Origin of the sequence: Janthinobacterium sp. FW305-129 (genome assembly GCF_020858115.1) — a bacterium.
GTDB lineage: Bacteria > Pseudomonadota > Gammaproteobacteria > Burkholderiales > Burkholderiaceae_D > Janthinobacterium.
The window spans coordinates 344,868-367,100 of the sequence record NZ_JACYMM010000005.1 but is presented as its reverse complement, the minus strand read 5'-3'; the positions used below and the strand labels follow the sequence as shown (position 1 = coordinate 367,100).

Below are 22,233 nucleotides of genomic sequence, written 5' to 3'. Positions count from 1 at the left end.
CGCCGCGATGGCGCGCGCGCCTGTCTAGTCCCGTTTATCCGTTTAATGAAGGAAAGCAACGCATGAAATGGTTTTTTGATCTGAAAATTGCCACCAAGCTGATCTTGTCGTTTGGCGCCGTGCTGCTGTTGACGGCCGCGCTGGGCGTGTCGGCGATCCTGTCCATGGCGCGCATCAATACCGCGTCGACGGATCTGTCCGCCAACTGGATGCCCAGCGTGCTGGCGGCCATGTCCATGCGCAGCGATGTCAGTGATTTCCGCCGCTGGGAACTGGCGCACATGCTGGCCGCCCAGGATGCCGACATGGCGCAGAATGAAACGCGCATGACGGAAACGCAGGCAAAGCTGAAGACGGACGGCGACAACTACCGCCGCCTGATTTCGGAACCGGGCGAGAAAGAAGTATTCGAGCGTTTCCTGACGCTCAACGATGAATTCATGCGCCTGCACGCGACCATGCTGAGCCTGTCGCGCGAGATGAAGAAGGAAGAGGCGCGCGCGCTGGCCGTGGGCCCGTCCGCCAAGGTCATGGCGGACATGATGGTGGCGCTCGATAAACTGGTGGCCATTAACACGGACGGCGGCGTGCGTTCGAGCGCCAGTGCCGACGCCACCTATGCGGCCTCGCGCGCCAGCCTGATCGGCTTGCTGGTAGGCATCGTCGTCATCGGCATGCTGCTGGCGCTGTGGGTGGCGCGCAGCGTGGCGCGTCCGCTGATCGAGGCCGTCGGCGTGGCGCGCCAGGTGGCGGCCGGCGACTTGACGGCGCATATTGTTGTGCAATCGCAAGACGAAACGGGGCAATTGATGCAAGCTCTGAAAGACATGAATGCCAGCCTGCAAAGCCTGGTGGGCCAGGTACGCAGCGGCACCGATACCATCGCCACGGCGTCGAGCCAGATCGCCGCCGGCAACCAGGATCTGTCGTCGCGCACGGAAGAGCAGGCCAGTTCGCTGGAAGAAACGGCCTCGTCGATGGAAGAACTGACCTCGACCGTGAAGCAGAATGCGGACAATGCGCGCCAGGCCAACACCATGGCGCTGACCTCGTCGAGCATCGCCATCGAGGGCGGCAAGGTGGTCAGCGAAGTGGTGGGCACGATGGCGTCGATCAACGCGTCGTCGCGCAAGATCGTCGACATCATCGCCGTCATCGACGGTATTGCCTTCCAGACCAATATCCTGGCCCTGAATGCGGCCGTCGAGGCGGCGCGCGCAGGCGAGCAGGGGCGCGGCTTTGCCGTCGTCGCCACGGAAGTGCGCAACCTGGCGCAACGCTCGGCCGCGGCGGCCAAGGATATCAAGGTGCTGATCGGCGATTCCGTCGAGAAGGTCGAGGCGGGCTCGAAACTGGTGGACCAGGCGGGCCGCACGATGGATGACATCGTTGCCAGCATCACGCGCGTGACGGACATCATGAGCGAGATCACGGCCGCCAGCAGCGAGCAGAGCGCCGGTATCGAGCAGGTCAACCAGGCCATCGCCCAGATGGACCAGGTGACGCAGCAAAATGCGGCCCTGGTGGAAGAGGCGGCGGCAGCGGCCGAATCGATGCAGGAGCAGGCTGCCAGCCTGAGCGAAGTGGTCAGCATCTTCAAGCTCAATGCGACCGGCGCTGCCGCGAGCCGGCCGCGCGCGCCCGTCAGCGTCAAGGCGCCGGCAGCCGTGACGCCGGCAGTTGCGCCACGTCAACTGGCCAGCACGGCGCGCCGCGCGGCGCCAGTGGATGAGTGGGAAAGCTTTTAATTAAGCGCGCTTGCGCGGTTTCCTGACGCCTTTGGGGACGGGGGCTGCAGCGGCTTGCTGGCGCTGTTGCCACGCCCTCAGGGCTGCTTCGTAGGTGGCCAGGTCTTCCTGGTACATTTCCAGCACGCAAAAGGTACAACCGCTGTGGCAGCACTCGTCATTGCCCGGTTTGCTGGGCGCTTGCGGTGGCGGATCGTGGGGGAAAGGCGGGGTAGGCATGATGAGGGCAGGGGACGGCGGAGCAGGCATCGGAGCAGGCATAGGAGCTGGCATAGGACCTAGCATGATACGGCATCCCGGCGCGTCGTTGCTGGAACGCTTTTTGCTCAAAAATCACGGTTTCCGTGTACAGTTGCGGTGAATTAGGGTATCGTTTACAGCACTGATATTGTATCTTCTGCGCGCGATGTTCCGCCGGCGCGATCTCCGCCGCCATCGCAGCACATCTCTTCGACGCTCCCGCATACGCCATACAGCATGTCCCGGAGCACGGAGGTGCCGCAAGAACAATGATCCATGGCTTGCAAGACGGAGCTGCCTGTGCCCCGAAATGTTGTTTATTGAGAAAGCATGGCTTCCGCAGTGCGGAGGCACACCAGAAAATTTATGTCTGAAACCGAATCGACTCCTACGCCCAGCCCGGCGATTGCCCCTGAAGCGGCGCCTGCCGCCGCACCTGCACCTGCCGCACCCGCTGCTCCCAGCCTGACTTTTGCCGACTTTGGCCTCGCGCCTGAAATCCAGCGCGCATTGACCGACCAGGGTTACACCCATCCGACACCGATCCAGGAACAAGCGATTCCCGTGGTGCTGCAAGGCCGCGATGTGATGGGGGCCGCGCAAACGGGCACCGGCAAGACGGCCGGTTTTTCTTTGCCGATCATCCAGTTGCTGATGGCGCATGCCAGCAGCAGCATGTCGCCGGCACGCCATCCGGTGCGCGCGCTGATCCTCACGCCGACGCGCGAACTGGCGGTGCAGGTGGCGGAAAACGTCAAGGCCTACGCCAAGCACACGCCGCTGCGTTCGACCGTCGTGTTCGGCGGCATGGACATGAAGCCGCAAACCGTCATCCTGCGCGGTGGCGTGGAAATCGTCATCGCCACGCCGGGCCGCCTGCTCGACCATATCGAGCAAAAGAACATCAGCCTGAGCCAGGTGCAGATGCTGGTCATGGATGAAGCGGACCGCATGCTGGACATGGGTTTCCTGCCGGACTTGCAGCGCATCATCAACTTGTTGCCGAAGCAACGCCAGAACCTGATGTTCTCGGCCACGTTCTCGCCAGAAATCAAGAAGCTGGCCGCCACCTTCCTCAACGATCCGCTGACGATCGAAGTGGCGCGCAGCAACCAGACGGCCGACAAGGTCACGCAAGTGGTCTACAAGGTGACGGAAGACCAGAAGCATGCCCTGGTCGCCCATCTGCTGCGCCAGCGCGACCTGAAACAGGTCATCGTGTTTTCGAACACCAAGATCGGCGCCTCGCGCCTGGCCCGCGTGCTGGAGCAGGAAGGCATGAGCGCCACGGCGATTCACGGCGACAAGAGCCAGCAAGAGCGCATGGCGGCGCTGGAAGCGTTCAAGAAGGGCGAGATCGACGTGCTGGTGGCCACCGATGTGGCGGCGCGCGGCCTGGACATTTCCGACTTGCCTTGCGTCATCAACTTCGACTTGCCGTACAACGCGGAAGACTATGTGCACCGCATTGGCCGCACGGGCCGCGCCGGCGCCTCGGGCGACGCCATTTCGATCTACTCGGATAAAGACGAGCGCTTGCTGGCCGATATCGAGAAGCTCATCAAGCAAAGCATCAAGCGCGGAGAATTGACGGGCTTCAACCCGGCTCCGGCCCGCAGCAGCGACAGCGAGCGCCGTCCGCCGCGCCGCAGCGAAGGTGGTGAGGCGCGTCCCGCGCGCGCCTCCGAAAGCCGCCATGCCGGCGAGAGCCGCGACAGCCGCTCCGCCGAACGCGGCACGCGTCCCGCCTTCGGTCCTGGCGCCCGCCGCGAAAAGGCCGATCCCTGGTTCCTGAAGCCATATGAGCCGGCCAAGGCAGCAGCCCCGGTTGCCAGCAGCACGACGCCGGTGCCGGTCAAGCCGAAGCAGAAGGTGGCGGCGTTGCTGGGTGGTTTGTTGAAGTAATAACGTTTATCAGTCTGTATTCTGGATGGCGCAGACGCTGGGGCATTGTCCCCAGCGTTTTTTTTTGCGTGTTGTTGCCTCGGGGTCGATGCCGCAGGCGGCGTGACTGTCTTGTTGTCTGCTGAAATTATTGCTCTAGCAACTTTCCCGCGTGAAGCCTGCAGGCTGTCTTTAAAGATTTGATAGCGTGGTATTTCTCTTTGACGGGTATGGGCGCATAGACGACCTGGCTTGCTGTCATGGCCGCAGCAGGTGGGAATTGTTGAGGATTGGCTTGCTTTAAAGCATGTGCGGCAGAATCTGGCATGCAGGGCAAATATTATAGGTGGTGGCGGTGGCTATGTTGCTGCGGAATTGTGACAAGGTGTAAAACCGTACAAGATGGTTAGAAAATAGGAGGCTGTGCATATATCATGCAGGTTTGGAAGGCAGCATCTGGAAATGTCGAAAAGTGTTGGCTGTTGGCGGCGTGCCGTCGCTGGCATGCCGGAGGGAGGGATGGCGTTGCAGCTGGGGTGCTCTGCCGTGTGATGCGGCGTGCCGGAGCAGGCCGTTAATTGCATTATCAGTCATTGCGTCATTGCTTGCTTAATTGAAAATATTTTCTGTATCTGCTGCAGTATATTTATGCAGACAATATGCTTTCTGTCTATCGTTGTTGCGAAGAAATGGAGCTGTGGTTGCATGGCGGGATGTGGTTTTTAGGCGAGAATTTCGTATTTTTAGCAAGACAATAATGTTAAAATGGTGCGACTGTATTTTTAAAAAGCAATTAGAAATATCTTGCGTCACATCATTCAGCGCATTCTGATCTTCTTGGATTCATGTCATCTTTGATGTGGGATGATTCATCGATTAGTCGGTTGTCAAAGTGGCTGGCTGTGTTGCTCGGGCTCTCGATTACTTTGAGCTTGTTACGGTTCCCGTTTTGAGGCACGTCAATTTGTTGCGCTGACCAGGCTAGGGTAAATGTATGTCCGGCTGAGTCTCGGGCAATATCTATCCTCTCCTTCTCCTGGTTAGTGCAATGTGCTACCGAGTCGCCCCGACGGATATGATGCCGATTTGTTAACGATATCGGTATCTGCTGAGCATGTTGCGTTTATTTAATTCGTTATTCTCATTTAATTAATAATATAAAAATGTTATCAGATAAGTCTATTCTCATTACCGGCGGAACGGGTTCGTTCGGCAAGGCCTTTGTCAAAACCGTGCTGGAGCGTTATCCGACCATCAAGCGCCTCGTGGTATTTTCGCGCGATGAATTGAAGCAGTTTGAAATGGCGCATGAGTTTTCGGATGAAAAGTATGCCGGTATCCGTTATTTCATCGGCGACATCCGCGATGAAGCCCGCCTGCGCCGTGCGCTGGAAGGGATTGATATCGTGATTCATGCTGCTGCGTTGAAACAAGTGCCCGCAGCGGAATATAACCCGTTCGAATGCATCAAGACCAACGTATTGGGTGCGCAAAACCTGATCGAGGCTTGCCTGGATACCAAAGTGCAACGTGTAGTTGCCTTGTCGACAGACAAGGCTGCCGCGCCGATCAATCTGTACGGCGCTACCAAGCTGTGCTCGGACAAGCTGTTCGTTGCAGCCAATAATATCGTTGGTCATCGCGATCTGCGTTTCAGCGTCGTTCGTTACGGTAACGTAATGGGCAGCCGCGGGTCGGTGATTCCATTCTTCCTCGAGCGCCGCGCGACGGGTGTCCTGCCGATCACCGATACGGCCATGACTCGTTTCAACATCAGCCTGCAAGAAGGCGTGGACATGGTACTGTGGTCGCTCGAGAACGCCTGGGGCGGCGAAGTACTGGTGCCGAAGATTCCTTCCTACCGCATCACCGATGTGGCTGAAGCCATTGGTCCTGAATGCAGCTTCCCTGTTGTCGGCGTGCGTCCAGGCGAAAAGATTCATGAGGAAATGATCACTTCCAGCGACAGTTTCAATACCGTTGATATGGGCAAGTATTACGCCATCCTGCCGATGAGCGCCAAGTATTCGACGCAAGAGTATTGCGACAAGATGGGCGCCAAATTGGTGCCGCCAGGTTTCTGCTATGACAGTGGCAGCAATACCGATTTCCTGAGCAAGGAACAATTGCGCGAGTTGATCCAGGCTCACGTTGACCCTACCCATACCGCGTAAAACATGACGATGATTCCTTACGGTCGACAGGATATTTCCGAGGCCGATATTCAGGCCGTCGTCGATGTCTTGCGCTCCGACTTTCTGACGCAGGGGCCGGCGGTGCCGGCGTTCGAGCAAGCGCTGGCGACATATTGCGGCGTATCCCACGCGATTGCAGTCAATAGCGCCACGAGTGCCTTGCATATAGCATGCCTGGCACTGGGCGTCGGCCCGGGGGATCTGGTCTGGACCAGTCCAAATACCTTCGTTGCCAGTGCTAATTGCGCCTTGTATTGTGGCGCCGATGTCGACTTTGTCGATATCGATGCGCGCACCTACAATCTGAGCGTGGAGGCGTTGGCGCACAAGCTGGCACAGGCGAAGCTGGCTGGGCGTCTGCCGAAGGTTGTCATCCCCGTGCATTTGACGGGGCAGCCTTGCGACATGCTTGCCATCCATGCATTGGGCCAGGAATACGGTTTCAAGATTATCGAAGATGCTTCGCATGCCATCGGCGGCAAGTATCGTGGCGAAGCCATAGGCAATTGCCGCTACAGCGACATTACCGTCTTCAGCTTTCACCCTGTGAAGATTATTACCAGTGCCGAAGGCGGCATGGCTACCACGCAAGATGCACAGTTGGCGACCAGCCTGCAGCAACTGCGCAGCCATGGCATTACGCGCGATCCTGAGCTGATGACACATGCGCCCGATGGCGCATGGTATTACCAGCAGGTCACGCTCGGCTACAACTACCGCATGACCGACATGCAGGCGGCGCTTGGCCTGAGCCAGATGGTGCGCCTCGATGAGTTCGTGGCACATCGCCATGTCATGGCGCGCCGCTATGATGCCTTGCTGGCTGATTTCCCTGTCATCACGCCATGGCAGCATCCTGACGGCTATTCAGGCTTGCATCTGTATGTGATCCGCCTGCAGACCGAGCGCTTGACGCAGACGCACCGCGACGTCTTCGACGCCCTGCGCGCGCAATCGATCGGTGTCAATCTGCACTATATTCCCGTGCATACCCAGCCTTACTATGAGGCAAAAGGTTTCAAACCGGGCGATTTCCCGGAAGCGGAACATTATTATTCGCAAGCCATCAGCCTGCCCATGTATGCCACCTTCACGGACGAGCAGCAAGACCGCGTTATCGAGGCCTTGCGGAAAGCGCTGAAATGAAAATAGGCTTGGGCGCAGTTCAGTTCGGGCTCGATTATGGTATCGCCAATACGGCAGGCAAGGTAAGCGAAGGGGAAGTGGCGGCGATTCTGGCCGCTGCGGCCCGGTTGCAATTGACATTGATCGATACGGCGGCACTGTATGGCGACAGCGAGGCGGTGCTTGGCCGTGTGATGTCGCCTGCCGCGCCTTTCGATATCGTGACCAAGACGCCGCAGTTTTCCGGGGCGGCCGTGACCGAAGTGGAGGCGCAGCAACTGGAAGACAGCCTGCACGCCTCGCTGCGCAAGCTGCAGCGCCCCAGCGTCTATGGCCTGCTGATCCACCGCGTCGACGATTTATTGTTGCCGGGCGGAGAAGCGCTGATGGCGCGCATGGCACTGTTGAAGCAACGGGGTCTGGTCAGCAAGATTGGCGTGTCCGTCTATACTGGGCAGCAGATTGATGCCGTACTGGCGCGCTTCCCGATCGACCTGATTCAGCTGCCGATCAACGTGCTGGACCAACGTCTGCTGCATAGCGGACATTTGCGCAAATTGAAACAGGCTGGCGTCGAGATACATGCCCGCTCCGCGTTCCTGCAAGGCTTGCTGCTGATGGCGCCCCATGACTTGCCGGCCCATTTTGACGGTGTGCGCGAGCATTTGGCCGCCTATCACCGTTTTATTGCCGGACAAGGTCTGACGCCGCTGCAAGCCGCGCTGGGCTTTGTGACCGGGCTGGAGGAGATCGACCAGGTGGTATGTGGCGTCAATTCCAGTGTGCAACTACAGGAAATATGCGCGGCGGCCGGACACACGGCCGCAGGCGCCGCGCGCGCCGGCTATGACGCGTTTGCGATCTGCGACGAAGCGATCGTCAATCCGGCCTTGTGGCAGCAGGCAAAGGGAAAATCATGATATTGGCAATACTGCAGGCCCGTGTTTCATCGTCGCGGCTGCCAGGCAAGGTGCTCAAGCCCTTGCTGGGCGAGCCGATGCTGCTGCGCCAGATCGAGCGTTTGCGCGACGTCCGCCAGATCGATCAATTATTGGTGGCTACGAGCCGCGAAGCGTCGGATGATGCGATTGAAGCATTGTGCGTGGCTAACGGCATCGCTTGCTTCCGGGGCGATCTGAACGACGTGCTGGAGCGTTTTCACCAGGCGGCGCAAACGTTTGCACCCGAGCATATCGTGCGTTTGACGGCCGATTGTCCGCTGACCGACCCCGCGTTGATCGACGAGGTTATCGCGTTTTATCTGGCCGGCGGCTACGACTACGTCAGCAATTGTGTCGAGGCCAGCTACCCCGATGGCCTCGATGTGGAAATTTTCCGCGCCTCTTGCCTGGATGAGGCGTGGCGCGAAGCGCGTCTGCCGTCGCAGCGCGAGCATGTTACGCCGTTCATTCATCAGCAAACCGGGCGCTATAAGGTGGGTGTGTACCGTCACGCCACGGATTTGTCGCACTTGCGCTGGACGGTGGATGAGCCGAAGGATTTCGAGCTGGTTTCCATGATTTATGACGCGCTGTATCGGAAAAACACGCGGTTTTCAATGCAGGATGTCCTGTCCCTGCTGGAGCAGCGCCCCGAATTAGTAAATTGGAACACCATACATGGACGTAACGAGGGATATCAGAAATCGCTCGACGCCGATGCCGTACCGACTACCCCCCCCACCATAGAGAACTAATATGTCTACACGCTATCAACGCTCTGAAGAGTTATTGGAACGCGCCCTTAAAACGATCCCGCTCGGCTCGCAGACTTTCAGCAAGAGCAAAACCCAGTTTCCATTGGGTGTTTCGCCGTACTTTATTCAACGCGGCAAGGGTAGCCATGTATGGGATGTGGATGGAAATGAATACATCGACTTCATCAGCAGTCTGGCGTCGATCACGCTCGGCTACAACGACGAGGACGTGACCAATGCGGTCAAGGCGCAGTTGGACGAGGGCGTCATTTTCAGCCTGCCGCATCAGATTGAAATGCAGGTCGCGGAGAAAATTTGCGAAATCGTGCCTTGCGCCGAGATGGTGCGTTTCGGCAAGAATGGTTCCGATGCCACCTCTGGCGCCATCCGTGTGGCGCGTGCTTACACCAACCGCGAACATGTGGCCGTGTGCGGCTACCATGGCTGGCAGGACTGGTACATCGGTTCGACCGCGCGCAACCGCGGCGTTCCCGTTGCCACGCGCGAACTCACGCATACCTTTGCGTACAATGACCTGGCATCGCTGGAAAAGCTGTTTGCCGACTTCCCCGAGCAGATTTCGGCCGTGATCCTCGAACCGATGAATGTGTACGCACCTAAGGAAGGATTCCTCGAGGGCGTCAAGGCACTGGCACACAAGCACGGCGCGCTGCTGATCTTTGATGAAACCATCACCGGCTTCCGCTACGCCAATGGTGGTGCGCAAGAGCTGTTTGGCGTCACGCCCGACCTTGCCACGTTCGGCAAGGGCCTGGCAAATGGCTACCCGGTATCTGCCATCGCCGGCCGCGCCGATGTCATGAAGCTCATGGAAGAAATCTTCTTCTCGTTCACCTTCGGTGGCGAAACGCTGTCGCTGGCAGCGGCCTTGGCCACGATGGAGAAATTACAGCGCGAACCTGTCGTGGCGACGATCAAGAAGCAGGGGCAGAAAATTATTGACCGCCTCAATGCCATCATCGAGACGAATGCGGCGCAGCACATCATGAGCGTTGCTGGCCATCCGAGCTGGAGTTTCGTGCTGATCAAGGATGCTGCTCCGTACACGCAATGGCATATCAAGACCTTGTTCATGCAAGAAATGTTGGCGCGCGGCATTCTGACGTTCGGTACCCATAACGTCAACTACAGCCATAGCGACAGCGATCTCGAGAAGCTGTTTGCGGCTTATGAAGAAGTCGTGCCGATGCTGGTTAGCGCCGTCAAGGATGGAACGCTGGAAGGTTTGCTGCGCTGCAAACCCTTGGAACCACTATTCAAGGTGCGATGAGTAGCTCCGTTGTCATTCGCGTCGATGCTTCCGTACAGATGGGGAGCGGTCACGTCATGCGCTGTACAACCTTGGCGAAAGAGCTCCGGTCGCGTGGCGCATCCGTCACCTTTATTTGCCGAAAACTGCCCGGTAACTATATCAACTGGCTGGTGTCGAATGACTTCGAGGTGATTGCATTGCCCGCGCCTGTGGATGACAAGGTGGTCACGGCCAGTCAGGTTGGGCATTTTTCCTGGCTGGGTGTGTCTCTGGAGCAAGAAATTGCGGATGTGTGCGAGGCTTTGTTACATAGGCCGGTGCATGACTGCCTGATTGTCGATCATTACGCGCTTGATGAGCAGTGGGAACGCGTGGCGAGATCATTCGCAAACACGATCATGGTCGTCGATGATCTTGCTGATCGCCGGCATGACTGCGATATTTTGTTGGACCAGAATTTTTATCTGGGCATGCAGCAGCGCTACGATCATTTGTTGCCTTTATCGTGCAAGAAGCTCCTGGGTCCAGCGTATGCCTTGCTGCGCCAGGAGTTCGTGGTGCAGCAATCCCACGTCAGGCCGCGAGACGCCGCTGTGCAGCGCGTCCTGGTGTTCTTTGGCGGCATAGATGCCGACAACTACACGGCGCCCGCCATTGCCGCACTGGCGCGTGCCGCCAGGCCGGAAGTGCAGGTCGATGTCGTGATTGGTGCGCAACATCCGGCGCGTGCGGCGATCGAAGCCAGCTGCATGCAACATGGCTATGAATGCCACGTGCAAACCTCGCGCATGGCCGAATTGATGGCGCAAGCCGATTTGGCGATGGGAGCAGGCGGTACTGCTACCTGGGAACGTTGCTGTCTTGGTTTGCCAGCTTTGACCGTTTGCGTCGCGGAAAATCAGCGGCAACTGGTCAATGACGCGGCGCACGCCGGCTTCATTTATGCTCCGCGCATCGAGCTTGGCGATACCTTGGAAGAGACCTTCTTGCGCCATTATCTGGCATTGCTGGATAATCCGGGTTTGCGTAATTTCCTGTCGCGCCGCAGTCTCGAGATTGTCGATGGCCGTGGTGCTGCGCGCGTGGCCCGCTTGATGGGGAGCAATGTCATCGCATTGCGCCTTGCCACTGCCGGGGATTCGGCGGCCTTGATGGCCTGGCGTAACGATGATGCAATCCGTGCTGTGTCGCGCAATACGGCGCCGATCACGGCGGAGAATCATCAACGCTGGTTTGATGCTGTGTTAAGCGATGCGCAGCGCATTTTGCTGATTGGACACCACGCCGATGGCCACGCTGCAGGCGTGGTGCGGTTTGATGTGCGTGACGATAGCGCCGAAGTATCGATTTACCTGGTTCCCGGCACGAAGCAACGGGGCTTGGGTGCAGAGTTGCTGGCAAGTGCCGAGCAATGGCTGCGAACAGCGCGTTCTGATATCAAGATAATAAGGGCCGAGGTGCTGGGCGATAACCAGCCTTCGCACCGCCTGTTCCTGGCTGCATCGTATGTCAGGGATTCCACATGCTATTTTAAGAAGGTGAACTAAAAATATGACTGATTCGATAAAAATCGGCAATCGCCTGATCGGCAAAAACCATCCGCCATTCGTGATCGCGGAAATGTCCGGCAATCACAATCAATCGCTGGAACGCGCGCTGGAAATTGTTGAGGCTGCGGCCAGGACAGGTGCGCATGCGCTGAAAATTCAGACCTATACGCCAGATACCATGACGCTGGATCTGGATGAGCGGGAATTTCACATCAGCGATCCCAAGAGCCTGTGGGCCGGCACGTCGTTGTACAAGCTGTACGGTGAAGCGTACACGCCTTGGGAATGGCACGCACCGATCTTCCAGCGCGCGCGTGAACTGGGCATGATCCCGTTCAGCACACCGTTTGACGACACGGCAGTCGACTTCCTGGAAACGCTGGACATGGACTGCTACAAGATTGCCTCGTTTGAAAACACCGACTTGCCGTTGATACGCCGCGTGGCAGCCACTGGCAAGCCAGTGATTATTTCCACGGGCATGGCAACCGTTGCCGAGCTAGACGAAACTGTGCGCGCAGCGCGCGAGGCCGGTTGCCGCGATTTGATCCTGCTCAAATGCACCAGCACTTATCCTGCCACGGCCGCGAATACGAATATCCTGACGATTCCTCATTTGCGTGAATTATTCGGCTGTGAAGTCGGCCTGTCCGATCACACCATGGGTGTGGGCGTGTCGGTCGCCAGCGTGGCGCTGGGCGCCAGCGTGGTGGAAAAACACTTCACCTTGAGCCGTGCCGACGGCGGCGTCGATAGCACGTTCTCGATGGAACCGGCTGAAATGGCGCAACTGGTGGTAGAGACCGAGCGTGCCTGGCAAGCGCTGGGTCACGTTGCTTACGGTCCGACCGCAGCCGAGATGAAATCGCTGCAATTCCGTCGTTCGCTGTATGTTTCGCAAGATATCAAGGCGGGCGAGATGTTAACGAAGGAAAATCTGCGTGCAATCCGTCCTGGCTTGGGGCTGCCGACCAAGTTCATGGACGTTTTCCTGGGCAAGTGCGTGACCAGCGATGTGCCGCGCGGTACGCCCCTGTCCTGGGACCTGATCGGTTAAGCATCGCGTTCGCCATGCCCGTATGGGCCTGATGCCTGATGCCTGCTTCTGTTGCCAGCATCAGGCAGGATAGCCGTTATCCATCGATAAAGTAGAAGATTTTTAAAAGAGTAAGATTATGAATGTGACTGTCATTGGCACGGGGTATGTTGGCTTGGTCAGCGGTACCTGTTTTGCGGAAGTCGGCAACAATGTGCTGTGCCTGGACCTGGACGCGGAGAAGATCCGTATCCTGAATGAAGGCGGCATCCCAATTTTTGAGCCGCATCTGCTGGAAATGGTACAGCGCAATATCGCCGCCGGCCGCCTGCAGTTCACCACCGACGTCAAGAAGGCTGTTGATCATGCTTCGGTGCAATTTATTGCTGTCGGCACGCCGCCAGATGAAGATGGCTCGGCCGATCTGAAGTATGTGCTCGCGGCAGCGCGCAGCATCGGTCAGCACATGCAGGGTTACAAGGTGATTGTCGACAAATCGACGGTGCCGGTAGGCACGGCCAGCAAGGTGGCAGCCGTTGTGGCAGAAGAATTGGCATTGCGTTCCGCCGATATCGGCTACAGCGTAGTGTCCAATCCGGAATTCCTGAAGGAAGGCGCTGCCATCGACGATTTCATGCGTCCCGACCGTATCGTCGTCGGCGCCGATGATGAACAGGCTATCCACCTGATGCGCGAGTTGTATGCGCCGTTCCAGCGCAACCATGAGCGCCTGATCATCATGGATGTGAAGTCGGCCGAACTGACCAAGTATGCAGCGAACGCGATGCTGGCGACGCGTATTTCCTTTATGAACGAGCTGGCCGATTTGTCCGAGCGCCTCGGCGCCGATATCGAGTCGGTGCGCCTGGGCATGGGTTCCGATCCCCGCATCGGTTATCACTTCCTGTATCCCGGTTGCGGCTACGGCGGTTCCTGTTTCCCCAAAGATGTGAAGGCGCTCATCGGCACAGCCAAGGAACATCAGCAGGATCTGCAGATATTGAATGCCGTGGAATCGGTCAACAATGCTCAAAAGCATGTGCTGACAAAGAAGATCAAGGCCCGTTTTGGCGCCACCCTGAAGGGCATGCGTTTCGCCATCTGGGGCCTGGCCTTCAAGCCGAATACGGATGACATGCGTGAAGCGCCAAGCCGTGAACTGATCGCCGATTTGCTGGCGGCAGGTGCCGTGGTGAGCGCATACGATCCCGTGTCCTTGCATGAGGCCAAGCGAATTTATGCTGGGCAAGATGGAATTACTTTTGCGGAATCGCATCAGGACGCCCTGGATGGCGCCGACGCCTTGGTAATCGTGACTGAGTGGAAAGAATTCCGCAGCCCTGATTTTGCTGCGATCAAGGAAAAATTGAAAACGCCGGTGATTTTCGACGGACGGAATATTTACGACCCGGCGACGGTGCTTGCGCATGGCTTTGAGTATTTCCCGATTGGCCGCCGGGCATAGCAGCGGCTCAGGCGAAGCGTGCCGGCTCCGTGCTGGCTGCCGCACCGCCGCATATTGATATGGGCGCTTGACCGCCAAACCTGCCGAATAGGCAAACTTTTAAAAGTATATTGCGATGAAAAAAATTCTAGTAAGCGGCGGCGCCGGTTTCCTTGGCTCACATTTGTGTGAGGAATTGATCAGGACAGGAAATGATGTGTTGTGCGTCGATAATTTCTTTACGGGCAGCAAGCGCAACATCGCGCATTTGATGACCAATCCGTATTTTGAAGTAATGCGCCACGACGTCACCTTTCCTTTGTATGTAGAAGTTGAGCAGATCTACAATCTGGCATGCCCGGCCTCGCCCGTGCACTACCAGTTCGATCCCGTGCAAACGACGAAGACCAGCGTGCATGGCGCCATTAACATGCTGGGATTGGCAAAGCGCCTGCAAGCGCGCATCCTGCAAGCATCGACGTCGGAAGTGTATGGCGATCCGGAAGTGCATCCGCAACCGGAAGAGTACTGGGGCCGCGTGAACCCGGTGGGCATCCGTAGTTGCTACGACGAAGGCAAGCGCTGCGCTGAAACCTTGTTCTTCGATTACTGGCGTCAGCACGCTTTGCTGATCAAAGTGGTGCGCATCTTCAATACCTATGGCCCGCGCATGCATCCGAACGATGGCCGCGTCGTCAGCAATTTTATCGTGCAGGCAATTCGCGGCGAAGACATCACCATCTATGGCGAAGGCCAGCAGACTCGCAGCTTCTGCTATGTCGATGACTTGATCAATGTAATGGTGCGCATGATGAATTCGCCCGACGATTTCACCGGCCCGGTGAATATCGGCAACCCTTGTGAATACACGATGCTGGAACTGGCCGAAATGGTCTTGAAGCTGACGGGTTCGACCAGCAAACTGGTCTTCAAGCCCCTGCCATCGGACGATCCGAAACAGCGTCAGCCAAACATTGCGCTGGCCAAGGAAAAGCTGGGCTGGGAACCGAAGGTCAGCCTGGAAGACGGCTTGACGCGCACTATCGAGTATTTCAAGAAGGAATTAAGTTTATAACCAGGAATTCCAGGGAGGGGGCGTAATGGCAAGCCTTCCTGGCGACCTCGGTAATTTTTTCTGATGCATGCCTTTGGGAGCATAAATGGCGGTAGCAAAATTGATGCAATTGGCTGGATCATTCAAGAAAAATCCAGGATATGTTGCGATGCGTAGTATTGCTCGTTTCAGACTGGTACGGCATGCGGTGAAGGCCGGACGGCACTATGCGCAAAAAAATGCTTGGAAGGAATACAAGCAACAGTTGCGCGCCGCTCTGCCCAATAGCGTTTTTGCCAATTGTGATCCGGATGCTTTTGTAGCAGAGTTGCGGCGCGATGGTGTCGCTTTTGGCTTGGCCTTGCCACCTGCCTTGCTGGCGGAGATTTGCGCGTATACCGATCAAGCGTCATGTTATGCGGACCGTGAACCTGAAAAAGGCTTTATGGCGCAGCAACGGGGTGATGCGGAAGCGCACCTGGGCAAGCCGGTATTGGTGGCGCAATACCTGAACACAGAAAAAAATTGCCCGGCGATAGAACAGTTGCGTAATGATCCATTCCTGTTGTTAGTTGCCGCCGAGTATTTGGGAAGCATACCGACGCACGTCGGAACAAATTGCTGGTGGACCTTCCCTGTAGATGCCTCTGCGGAGGATAGGGTGCGCCATGCGCATGTATTTCATAGCGACCTGGATGATTTCAGTTTCTTCAAGTTCTTTTTCTATCTGAGCGACGTTGAAAATGATGGGGCGCATGTCTGCGTGCCAGGATCGCATACGCGTCCGCCACGTTTGAGCTTGCGTGACCATTTTCTGGTTCGACGCTGGCGCGATCAGGAAATTGAACAGTTTTATGGTGAAGAGAATATCCTGAGCATTAACGGCAAGGCCGGTACCGGATTTGCGGAGGATACGTATTGCATGCATAAAGGCAGTACGCCCATGCATCAGCCACGATTGCTGCTGCAGATGCAGTTCGCCTTGTTCGATTACGGCGTTCAGCACGACAATGTCGCGCCGAACAGGCTGAAACAGATTGCGGATGTGAATTGTTGAATATAGCTGCTCGCACCAGATCAATGACGGCGCGCATCATTGCGCACCTGAAATATACACCCATACTTGGTTTTGCAGCCATGCTCGGCCTGGTGCGGATAGGTATATACGCCAAACTGCTGGACGTTGCTGAGTTTGGACTGCTGTCCAAGGCGCTGTTGATATCCGGATTCTTCTGTGTGGCTGGCAGCTTTGGTTTTCAAATACTGGCGCAGCGTGATTTGCCTAGCGTATTTGCGCATCACCGCTATCGCCATGGCCTGGTGATATTGGGCAAGGCCGGCATGATTACATCGATGGCGGCATTGTTGCTGTGTTTTCTGCCGTTGTTGCGTTTCGTTCCGCTGCAAGTCAGTGCGCTGGTTTTTTTGATTGCAGTCCTACATGGTTGGGCTTTGCAGAATTTTATGCTGCTGGTATTGGACAGCCGTAGCCGGCTGGAAATGATCCCTTACTCCATGCATATTCTGTCGAGAACAGTTTTCTCTATGGTACTGGCTAGTGTCATCGCATTGCTGGGGGGAGGCGGTATCGGCATCTTGTTGGGCGAGTTATTGGTGACCCTTGTCCTGGCTGGCCGGATCATGCAGAAGTTATTGTCTGCTGCCCATTTTTCGTGGGGTATTTTCCTACGTTTGTGCAAGAAGGGATTTACGCGTAAAGAGTGGTCTGTCGCGGGAATATTGTTGTTGGGGACGACATTGGCTTTCCTGAGCAGCAGTGCCGATCGGTGGATCGCTGCCGATGCCCTGAGTGCCAAACAATTCGGTTTGTATTCATTTTCGTGGATACCCTTGGTGGCTGCCATGTCGATACAGAGCTTGTTGAATGCCGGCCTGTTTCCACTCATTGCGCAGCGGCGGGTTGCCGGATCGGACGGAAAAGCGCTGCGCGTCACAGCCATGGTTTCAATTGGTTTATTGCTGTTTTCATTTGCGGCAGCATTTTTGGCGAACTACCTGATTGCCTGGATTATTCCAAAATGGTATGGGCAATATACTGAGGCGTTGCCTTTGTTCCTGCCTTTACTGTTGGCCGCTGCCTTCAGGGTATCGGATTTTTGGTCAAGCTACTTGATCATCGTGCATCGGCACATTAGTTTGCTGGTCACGCAATCTTTTTTGATTTTGACGGCATTCCTGTATTGCCGTTATGGCTTGCAGGGTACTGATTGGATGAGCGACCCATATAATTTCACTTTGCTGGCCTTATTTTTGGCAGTGGGAAACTATATTGTGAATGCTGTTGTTGCATTTTTTGCAGGATATAAGGTTGGTTCGTGAAAAAAATAAAAAGAATTTTCGAGCTTTCACCGTTCTGGCGCTGGTGGAGCTGTTTTTTCTGGGCGCGTCAGCGTGTCCGGTTGCATCCTTCTGTCCGTATTGAAGGTAGTGCTGCCCGTCTGCGGATTGGTCATTCCACAAAAATTGGCGCTGCTTCTGTGCTGGAGATCGGACCTGCATCTCGGGTCGCGATCGGCTCGCATTGCTGGTTTTATCGTGATATTGAAATACGCAGCAATGGCGTGCTGTCGATCGGTAGCAGGACCACGCTGCAAAAAGGTGTGACTTTGAATGGCAATGTCAGAATCGGTGCGAACTGCATATTGGCACCGAATATCTTCATTTCTTCGGGTACGCATATTTTTGACCGTTGGCCAGGCTTGCCTATTCAATGGCAGGAACAGTTTTTTCACGAAGGTGTCGCAGCTCCTGCGGGCGCCAGGCTGGCTAGCGATTATGACCGTCCGGTGGAGATTGGCGAGGACTGCTGGCTTGGTGTCAACGCGATGATCCTCCCTGGCGTGACGATAGGGCGGGGCTGCGTGGTGGGCGCCGGCTCCGTGGTGAGCAAATCTGTTGCGCCATACAGTATCGTGGCAGGGGTGCCCGCCAAGCCGATAGGCCAGCGGCTGATATGGCTACCGCCGGTCAAACTGGATGCGTCACAGCGTGACGCAATACCCTATTTATATGAGGGGTTCGATTGCCAGTTACAGGCGCAGATGCTGGTCGCGCGCATGGGTGAACGTACCAGGATTGCGCTATCGTCAGAAGTTGCGGCCAGCCTTAGGATGAAGCTGCATGCTGCTGCAGGTGGGCGTTTGCGTCTGGGTGAACATGAGCAGGATTTGGTCGCTGGTGACAACCTGCTGTCTTTTCCTGTTACGCAGGCGACGGGGCAGAGTTACGCAGGCGCAGTCCTGTATGAGTTCATTCTGTCTGGCTCAGCCCTGAACAATAGCGTGACATTATTGTCTTGCGAATTGTCAAATTGAAATTTTATTAAAGCAGGATTTATGCCTTATAGCTTGCGTGTATTTGTAGGGGTCTGGATATTATATTTCTTGCTGGTATTACTTGCACCGGCATATTCAATGACGTCGGAAATGAATCAGGTGGTATTTTTGGATGCCGGATTTGTGGCGCTGACGTCGTTGGTGGCGGTATTGACCAATTATTTTCTTGAAAAAAAACTGCGCGTGGATAGTGGCTATTATCTGCAACAGGTACAAGGTATTTCGGATAAGTTAATTCGCTTCACTTTGTTATTGGCATTGGTCGGTTTGCTGGCGTTGATGTTCGATAAAATCCAGGTGCAGCATATTGACTATAGCGGTGAACTGGCGCGTGCTCGAGAAGAATGGCGCGAGTTGGGCGAGGGACGCGAAGGTGTGTCATCGCCGTATAGCATGATTGGATATGCACTCTCGACCTGTTTTATCCTGACGCTCGTTCCACTCATGCTGAGCCCCAGGCTCTTGCGTCCGGCAAAGATCGGCATTGCCTTGCTTGGCTTGTTCTTCTTTTTAATGTTGAATTCGATTTTGATCGGCGGCAGGTCGATTATTTTGTTGACACTATGTTTCGCAGTGGCGTTTTATGTTATCCGCCGGGAACGCGGTGACAGGGCATATACCTTTTCAAAAAAAACAAAAATAGGTTTGCTGATATTGGGTGGGATCGCCATCATGTATATTTTCTATGTGTTCATGTCGCGCGCCAGTGCTACCCATGACGGCGTTTCTGGCGCCGAATATCTTGAGGCGATGCAAGAGTATATGGAATTGAAAACTGCGACCTGGCCGGCGCTTCTGGAAAAATCGTTTCCTGCGCTTGGATCCCTGGTCGCATTTGGCATGTTGATCATCACATATTTATGTCATAGCGCCTTCATCTTTGCCGAGTACTTGCAGCATCAGACTGATTATGCGGGTGATCCATTTATCCTGTTCAATCATATGCGTGGGATTTTCGCGAAACTGGGCATGATAGGCCCTCAAAGTACCGATTGGTTCCTGGCTGGACGTTTTCCGTCTTTGCCAGGAGCATTATTTCATGATGGCGGATATGTTTTATTGTTTGTGGGGACTTTGATATTGGGTGGATTAGTTGGTGTAGCGAATTTTTTCACCAAGGCAAAGCAGATGTCGCTCATGCGTGTCGGTTTCGTCTCTTCCGTCTATACAATTCTTTTCTTGTCGCCATTGCTTTTCGCGCCGGACATCATGAGCTTCCCCTTCATCGTGTTTGAATTTATCATGTTTGGCGTATTGTTTTCCAAATTCAGAATTACAAAATAAAGTAGGTGTAAAAATGCGTTTAGGTTTAGTTTCCCTGTATTCGTTTCGGCCCCATGTCGAACATTTGTATTATGTGTCGACACTGCTGAAGGAGGCCGGCCATGAATTGTTCTTCCTGACATGCGACGGTGCGCTGGACAATTGTTATGGGCGGGCCTTGAAGGGAACCTCCAAGTTGGCGGAATGTCCTACTTGCATGGCAGGCGGTATCCGTTCGTTCCCGGTTTCGCAAATCACGTCGGTCCGCGCCAAGCATCGCGTCAACTTGTCCGAAGATGAACGTAACTTATTGGCCTCATCGAGCGCATGCACCTTGCTGCGTACCGAAACGGAGGCCGATACGCATTTGCCGGACTATCTGGCGCTTAGAGAAACATTCTACAAGCCCGTCGAAACGATGTTTGGCAATGCCGCGCAATGGATCAAGAGCAATCAGCTGGATGGCGTGATTTGCTTTAATGGCAGGATGGATGGCACGCGTGCCATCACTTATGCGTGCGAACAGCTGGACATTCCTTACCTGACGATGGAACGGCCATGGTTTAGTGATGGGTTGCAATTCATCCCACAAGCTAATTGTCTGTCCTTGAAAGACGTCGACCGTCTGAATATCCAGTACCGCGACGTGCCGTTGACCGCGCGCCAGGCTGGCGTGGCGGCCCAGTTAATCGCCTCGCGCTTTGTGCGCACGAATCTGAAAGAGTGGCGTGCCTATAACCTGAATGCCACCCAGGCCGACTGGCCGACCGATGCCGTTGCCGGGCCCAAGGTGTTGATACTGCCAAGCAGCCGTAATGAATTTCAGGGACACCCTGAACAGGAAAGCGGCTGGGAAAGCTATGTGGAAGGCTTTGAACTGGTGCTGGCATCGCTGGGTATTCCCGCGGCGAATGTAGTGCTGCGTTGTCATCCCAATTGGAGCGAAAAGATTGGCGTCGCCGACGGTGCCAGCTCCGAACGCTATTATGCCGACTGGGCAAAAGGCCAGGGCATCCGCTGCATCGGCGCACGCGAAACAGCCAGTACTTTTGACTTGATCCAGCAATGCGACATCTTGCTGGTCAATGGCAGCAGCGCGGCGTTTGAGGCGGGTGCCTGCGGCAAGAAAATTATTTGTCTGGGGCATTCCACGTATCAGGAAGCGGGTATCGCCGTGCATCTGGACAAGCGTAGCGAATTGCACAAGCTGCAGGCATTGGAACAACATGAACCGCTGGATGTGATTCGCCGCACCTTGCGCTACGGCTATACGATGGCGCGCCGCTTTGCTCAATTCACGGATTTTGTCGAAGCGCTGACGCCCACGCGCTACCGCTATTTTGCGGGTGCCGACGCCGACAGGATCGTGCGCGCGTTGTGTTCCGGCATGCTCGAAGCCGACGACCCGGAAGTGGCCGCCGACGACAGTAGCGAAATGGAGGTGGTTGCCAAGATGCTGGACAAGAAATGGGATCAGTTGGCTGTATTCGATGAGGCAAGGCCTGTACGTCCGGAAATTGACATCGGCCGTCGCGTTGGTTTGCGCTGGCTGGACCGCGCGCGTGAAAAGTTACCTACAGGGGATTTGTGGCATGGAAAATAATAAACTGGTATCGATCATCACACCGGCCTATAACGCGGCCAGGTTTGTGGAAGAGACGATACGTTCGGCGCAAAGCCAGTCTTACCCGCACTGGGAAATGTTGATCGTCGATGATTGTTCGAAAGATGATACTTGCGCGGTCATCGAGCGCCTGGCTGCGGATGACGCACGCATTCGCCTGATTCGCCATGAAAAAAACGGTGGCGCGGCAGTGGCGCGCGAAACGGCCTTGAAGGCTGCCAGCGGCCGCTATATCGCGTTTCTCGATAGCGATGATGTGTGGCTGCCGGAAAAGCTCACGCGCCAGCTGGCGTTCATGGAAAGTACTGCGGCCCCCTTGTCCTACACCAGTTTCCGGCGCATTTCCGAGAACGGCGATAGCTGTGGCGAACCGATTGCCATCCCCTTGAGCCTCACGTATCGGCAGTTGCTGGGCAATACGGCAATCGCCACGTCCACGGCCATCATCGATCGCGAAAAGACGGGGCCATTTGCCATCACGCATACCTATTATGATGATTTTGCCCTGTGGCTGACCGTGCTCAAGCGCGGGTTGGTCGCGCATGGCTTGCGCGAAGACCTGATGCGTTACCGTGTGGTGAATCAATCACTCTCCCGCAACAAGAGCAAGTCGGCCATGAAAGTGTGGCGTGCCTATCGCGACCTGGAAAAATTGGGCGTCCTGGCTTCGTCGTGGTATTTCGTGAACTATGCCTGGAATGCATCCAGAAAGTATCGCAATTTATAGATGGCCATTCGCCCTTGC

General features: G+C 55.8%; 18 protein-coding genes. 17 read left to right on the top strand and 1 reads right to left on the bottom strand.

Features of this window, described 5'->3' with window-relative positions; translation table 11 throughout:
• Positions 1 to 62 precede the first annotated feature (62 nt).
• Positions 63 to 1,748 carry a methyl-accepting chemotaxis protein gene (locus tag IGS61_RS12695; protein WP_230539904.1) on the top strand — a complete coding sequence of 562 codons (1,686 nt, stop codon included), beginning with the start codon at positions 63 to 65 and terminating at the stop codon, positions 1,746 to 1,748.
• Here the strand turns inward: IGS61_RS12695 and IGS61_RS12690 are convergent, their stop codons facing one another.
• The gene (locus IGS61_RS12690) at positions 1,749 to 1,967 is read right to left on the bottom strand and encodes an oxidoreductase-like domain-containing protein (RefSeq protein WP_230539903.1); all 219 of its coding nucleotides are present in this window, start codon (positions 1,965 to 1,967) and stop codon (positions 1,749 to 1,751) included.
• Between the two features lie 387 nt (positions 1,968 to 2,354).
• Between IGS61_RS12690 and IGS61_RS12685 the strand changes: the two genes are divergently transcribed.
• From IGS61_RS12685 to IGS61_RS12610, 16 genes are all read left to right on the top strand, one after another.
• Positions 2,355 to 3,893, top strand: a complete 1,539-nt coding sequence (locus tag IGS61_RS12685) for a DEAD/DEAH box helicase (RefSeq protein ID WP_230539902.1) — start codon at positions 2,355 to 2,357, stop codon at positions 3,891 to 3,893.
• 1,142 nt (positions 3,894 to 5,035) lie between these two features.
• On the top strand, positions 5,036 to 6,046 hold the full coding sequence (gene pseB / locus IGS61_RS12680; RefSeq protein ID WP_230539901.1) for a UDP-N-acetylglucosamine 4,6-dehydratase (inverting): 1,011 nt from the start codon (positions 5,036 to 5,038) through the stop codon (positions 6,044 to 6,046).
• 9 nt (positions 6,047 to 6,055) lie between these two features.
• On the top strand, positions 6,056 to 7,213 hold the full coding sequence (gene pseC, locus IGS61_RS12675) for a UDP-4-amino-4,6-dideoxy-N-acetyl-beta-L-altrosamine transaminase (protein ID WP_230539985.1): 1,158 nt from the start codon (positions 6,056 to 6,058) through the stop codon (positions 7,211 to 7,213).
• Positions 7,210 to 8,112: an aldo/keto reductase gene (locus tag IGS61_RS12670; protein WP_230539900.1), complete on the top strand. Its 903-nt coding sequence runs from the start codon at positions 7,210 to 7,212 to the stop codon at positions 8,110 to 8,112. Before pseC ends, IGS61_RS12670 begins: the two co-directional genes overlap by 4 nt.
• A complete protein-coding gene (locus IGS61_RS12665) occupies positions 8,109 to 8,888 on the top strand; it encodes a cytidylyltransferase domain-containing protein (protein WP_230539899.1) in 780 nt (259 codons plus the stop codon). The genes IGS61_RS12670 and IGS61_RS12665 overlap by 4 nt, the downstream gene beginning before the upstream one ends.
• A 1-nt stretch (position 8,889) precedes the next feature.
• Entirely contained in the window at positions 8,890 to 10,179 is a 1,290-nt protein-coding gene (locus IGS61_RS12660) for an aminotransferase class III-fold pyridoxal phosphate-dependent enzyme (protein ID WP_230539898.1), read from the top strand.
• The gene (pseG, locus tag IGS61_RS12655; RefSeq protein ID WP_230539897.1) at positions 10,176 to 11,708 is read left to right on the top strand and encodes a UDP-2,4-diacetamido-2,4,6-trideoxy-beta-L-altropyranose hydrolase; all 1,533 of its coding nucleotides are present in this window, start codon (positions 10,176 to 10,178) and stop codon (positions 11,706 to 11,708) included. Before IGS61_RS12660 ends, pseG begins: the two co-directional genes overlap by 4 nt.
• A 4-nt stretch (positions 11,709 to 11,712) precedes the next feature.
• Entirely contained in the window at positions 11,713 to 12,768 is a 1,056-nt protein-coding gene (pseI, locus tag IGS61_RS12650; protein ID WP_230539896.1) for a pseudaminic acid synthase, read from the top strand.
• A 118-nt stretch (positions 12,769 to 12,886) separates the two neighbouring features.
• Positions 12,887 to 14,212 carry a UDP-glucose dehydrogenase family protein gene (locus IGS61_RS12645; protein ID WP_230539895.1) on the top strand — a complete coding sequence of 442 codons (1,326 nt, stop codon included), beginning with the start codon at positions 12,887 to 12,889 and terminating at the stop codon, positions 14,210 to 14,212.
• Between the two features lie 115 nt (positions 14,213 to 14,327).
• Complete coding sequence (locus IGS61_RS12640; protein ID WP_230539894.1) at positions 14,328 to 15,266, top strand: UDP-glucuronic acid decarboxylase family protein; 939 nt, start codon at positions 14,328 to 14,330, stop codon at positions 15,264 to 15,266.
• An 85-nt stretch (positions 15,267 to 15,351) separates the two neighbouring features.
• Positions 15,352 to 16,302, top strand: a complete 951-nt coding sequence (locus IGS61_RS12635; RefSeq protein WP_230539893.1) for a hypothetical protein — start codon at positions 15,352 to 15,354, stop codon at positions 16,300 to 16,302.
• A gap of 23 nt (positions 16,303 to 16,325) precedes the next feature.
• Positions 16,326 to 17,585: a hypothetical protein gene (locus tag IGS61_RS12630; protein ID WP_230539892.1), complete on the top strand. Its 1,260-nt coding sequence runs from the start codon at positions 16,326 to 16,328 to the stop codon at positions 17,583 to 17,585.
• Positions 17,582 to 18,580: an acyltransferase gene (locus IGS61_RS12625; RefSeq protein ID WP_230539891.1), complete on the top strand. Its 999-nt coding sequence runs from the start codon at positions 17,582 to 17,584 to the stop codon at positions 18,578 to 18,580. Before IGS61_RS12630 ends, IGS61_RS12625 begins: the two co-directional genes overlap by 4 nt.
• Positions 18,581 to 18,601: 21 nt before the next feature.
• Complete coding sequence (locus IGS61_RS12620; protein WP_230539890.1) at positions 18,602 to 19,885, top strand: oligosaccharide repeat unit polymerase; 1,284 nt, start codon at positions 18,602 to 18,604, stop codon at positions 19,883 to 19,885.
• 13 nt (positions 19,886 to 19,898) lie between these two features.
• Positions 19,899 to 21,467 carry a capsular polysaccharide export protein, LipB/KpsS family gene (locus IGS61_RS12615; RefSeq protein WP_230539889.1) on the top strand — a complete coding sequence of 523 codons (1,569 nt, stop codon included), beginning with the start codon at positions 19,899 to 19,901 and terminating at the stop codon, positions 21,465 to 21,467.
• A complete protein-coding gene (locus tag IGS61_RS12610) occupies positions 21,427 to 22,215 on the top strand; it encodes a glycosyltransferase family 2 protein (RefSeq protein WP_230539888.1) in 789 nt (262 codons plus the stop codon). The genes IGS61_RS12615 and IGS61_RS12610 overlap by 41 nt, the downstream gene beginning before the upstream one ends.
• Positions 22,216 to 22,233 lie beyond the last annotated feature (18 nt).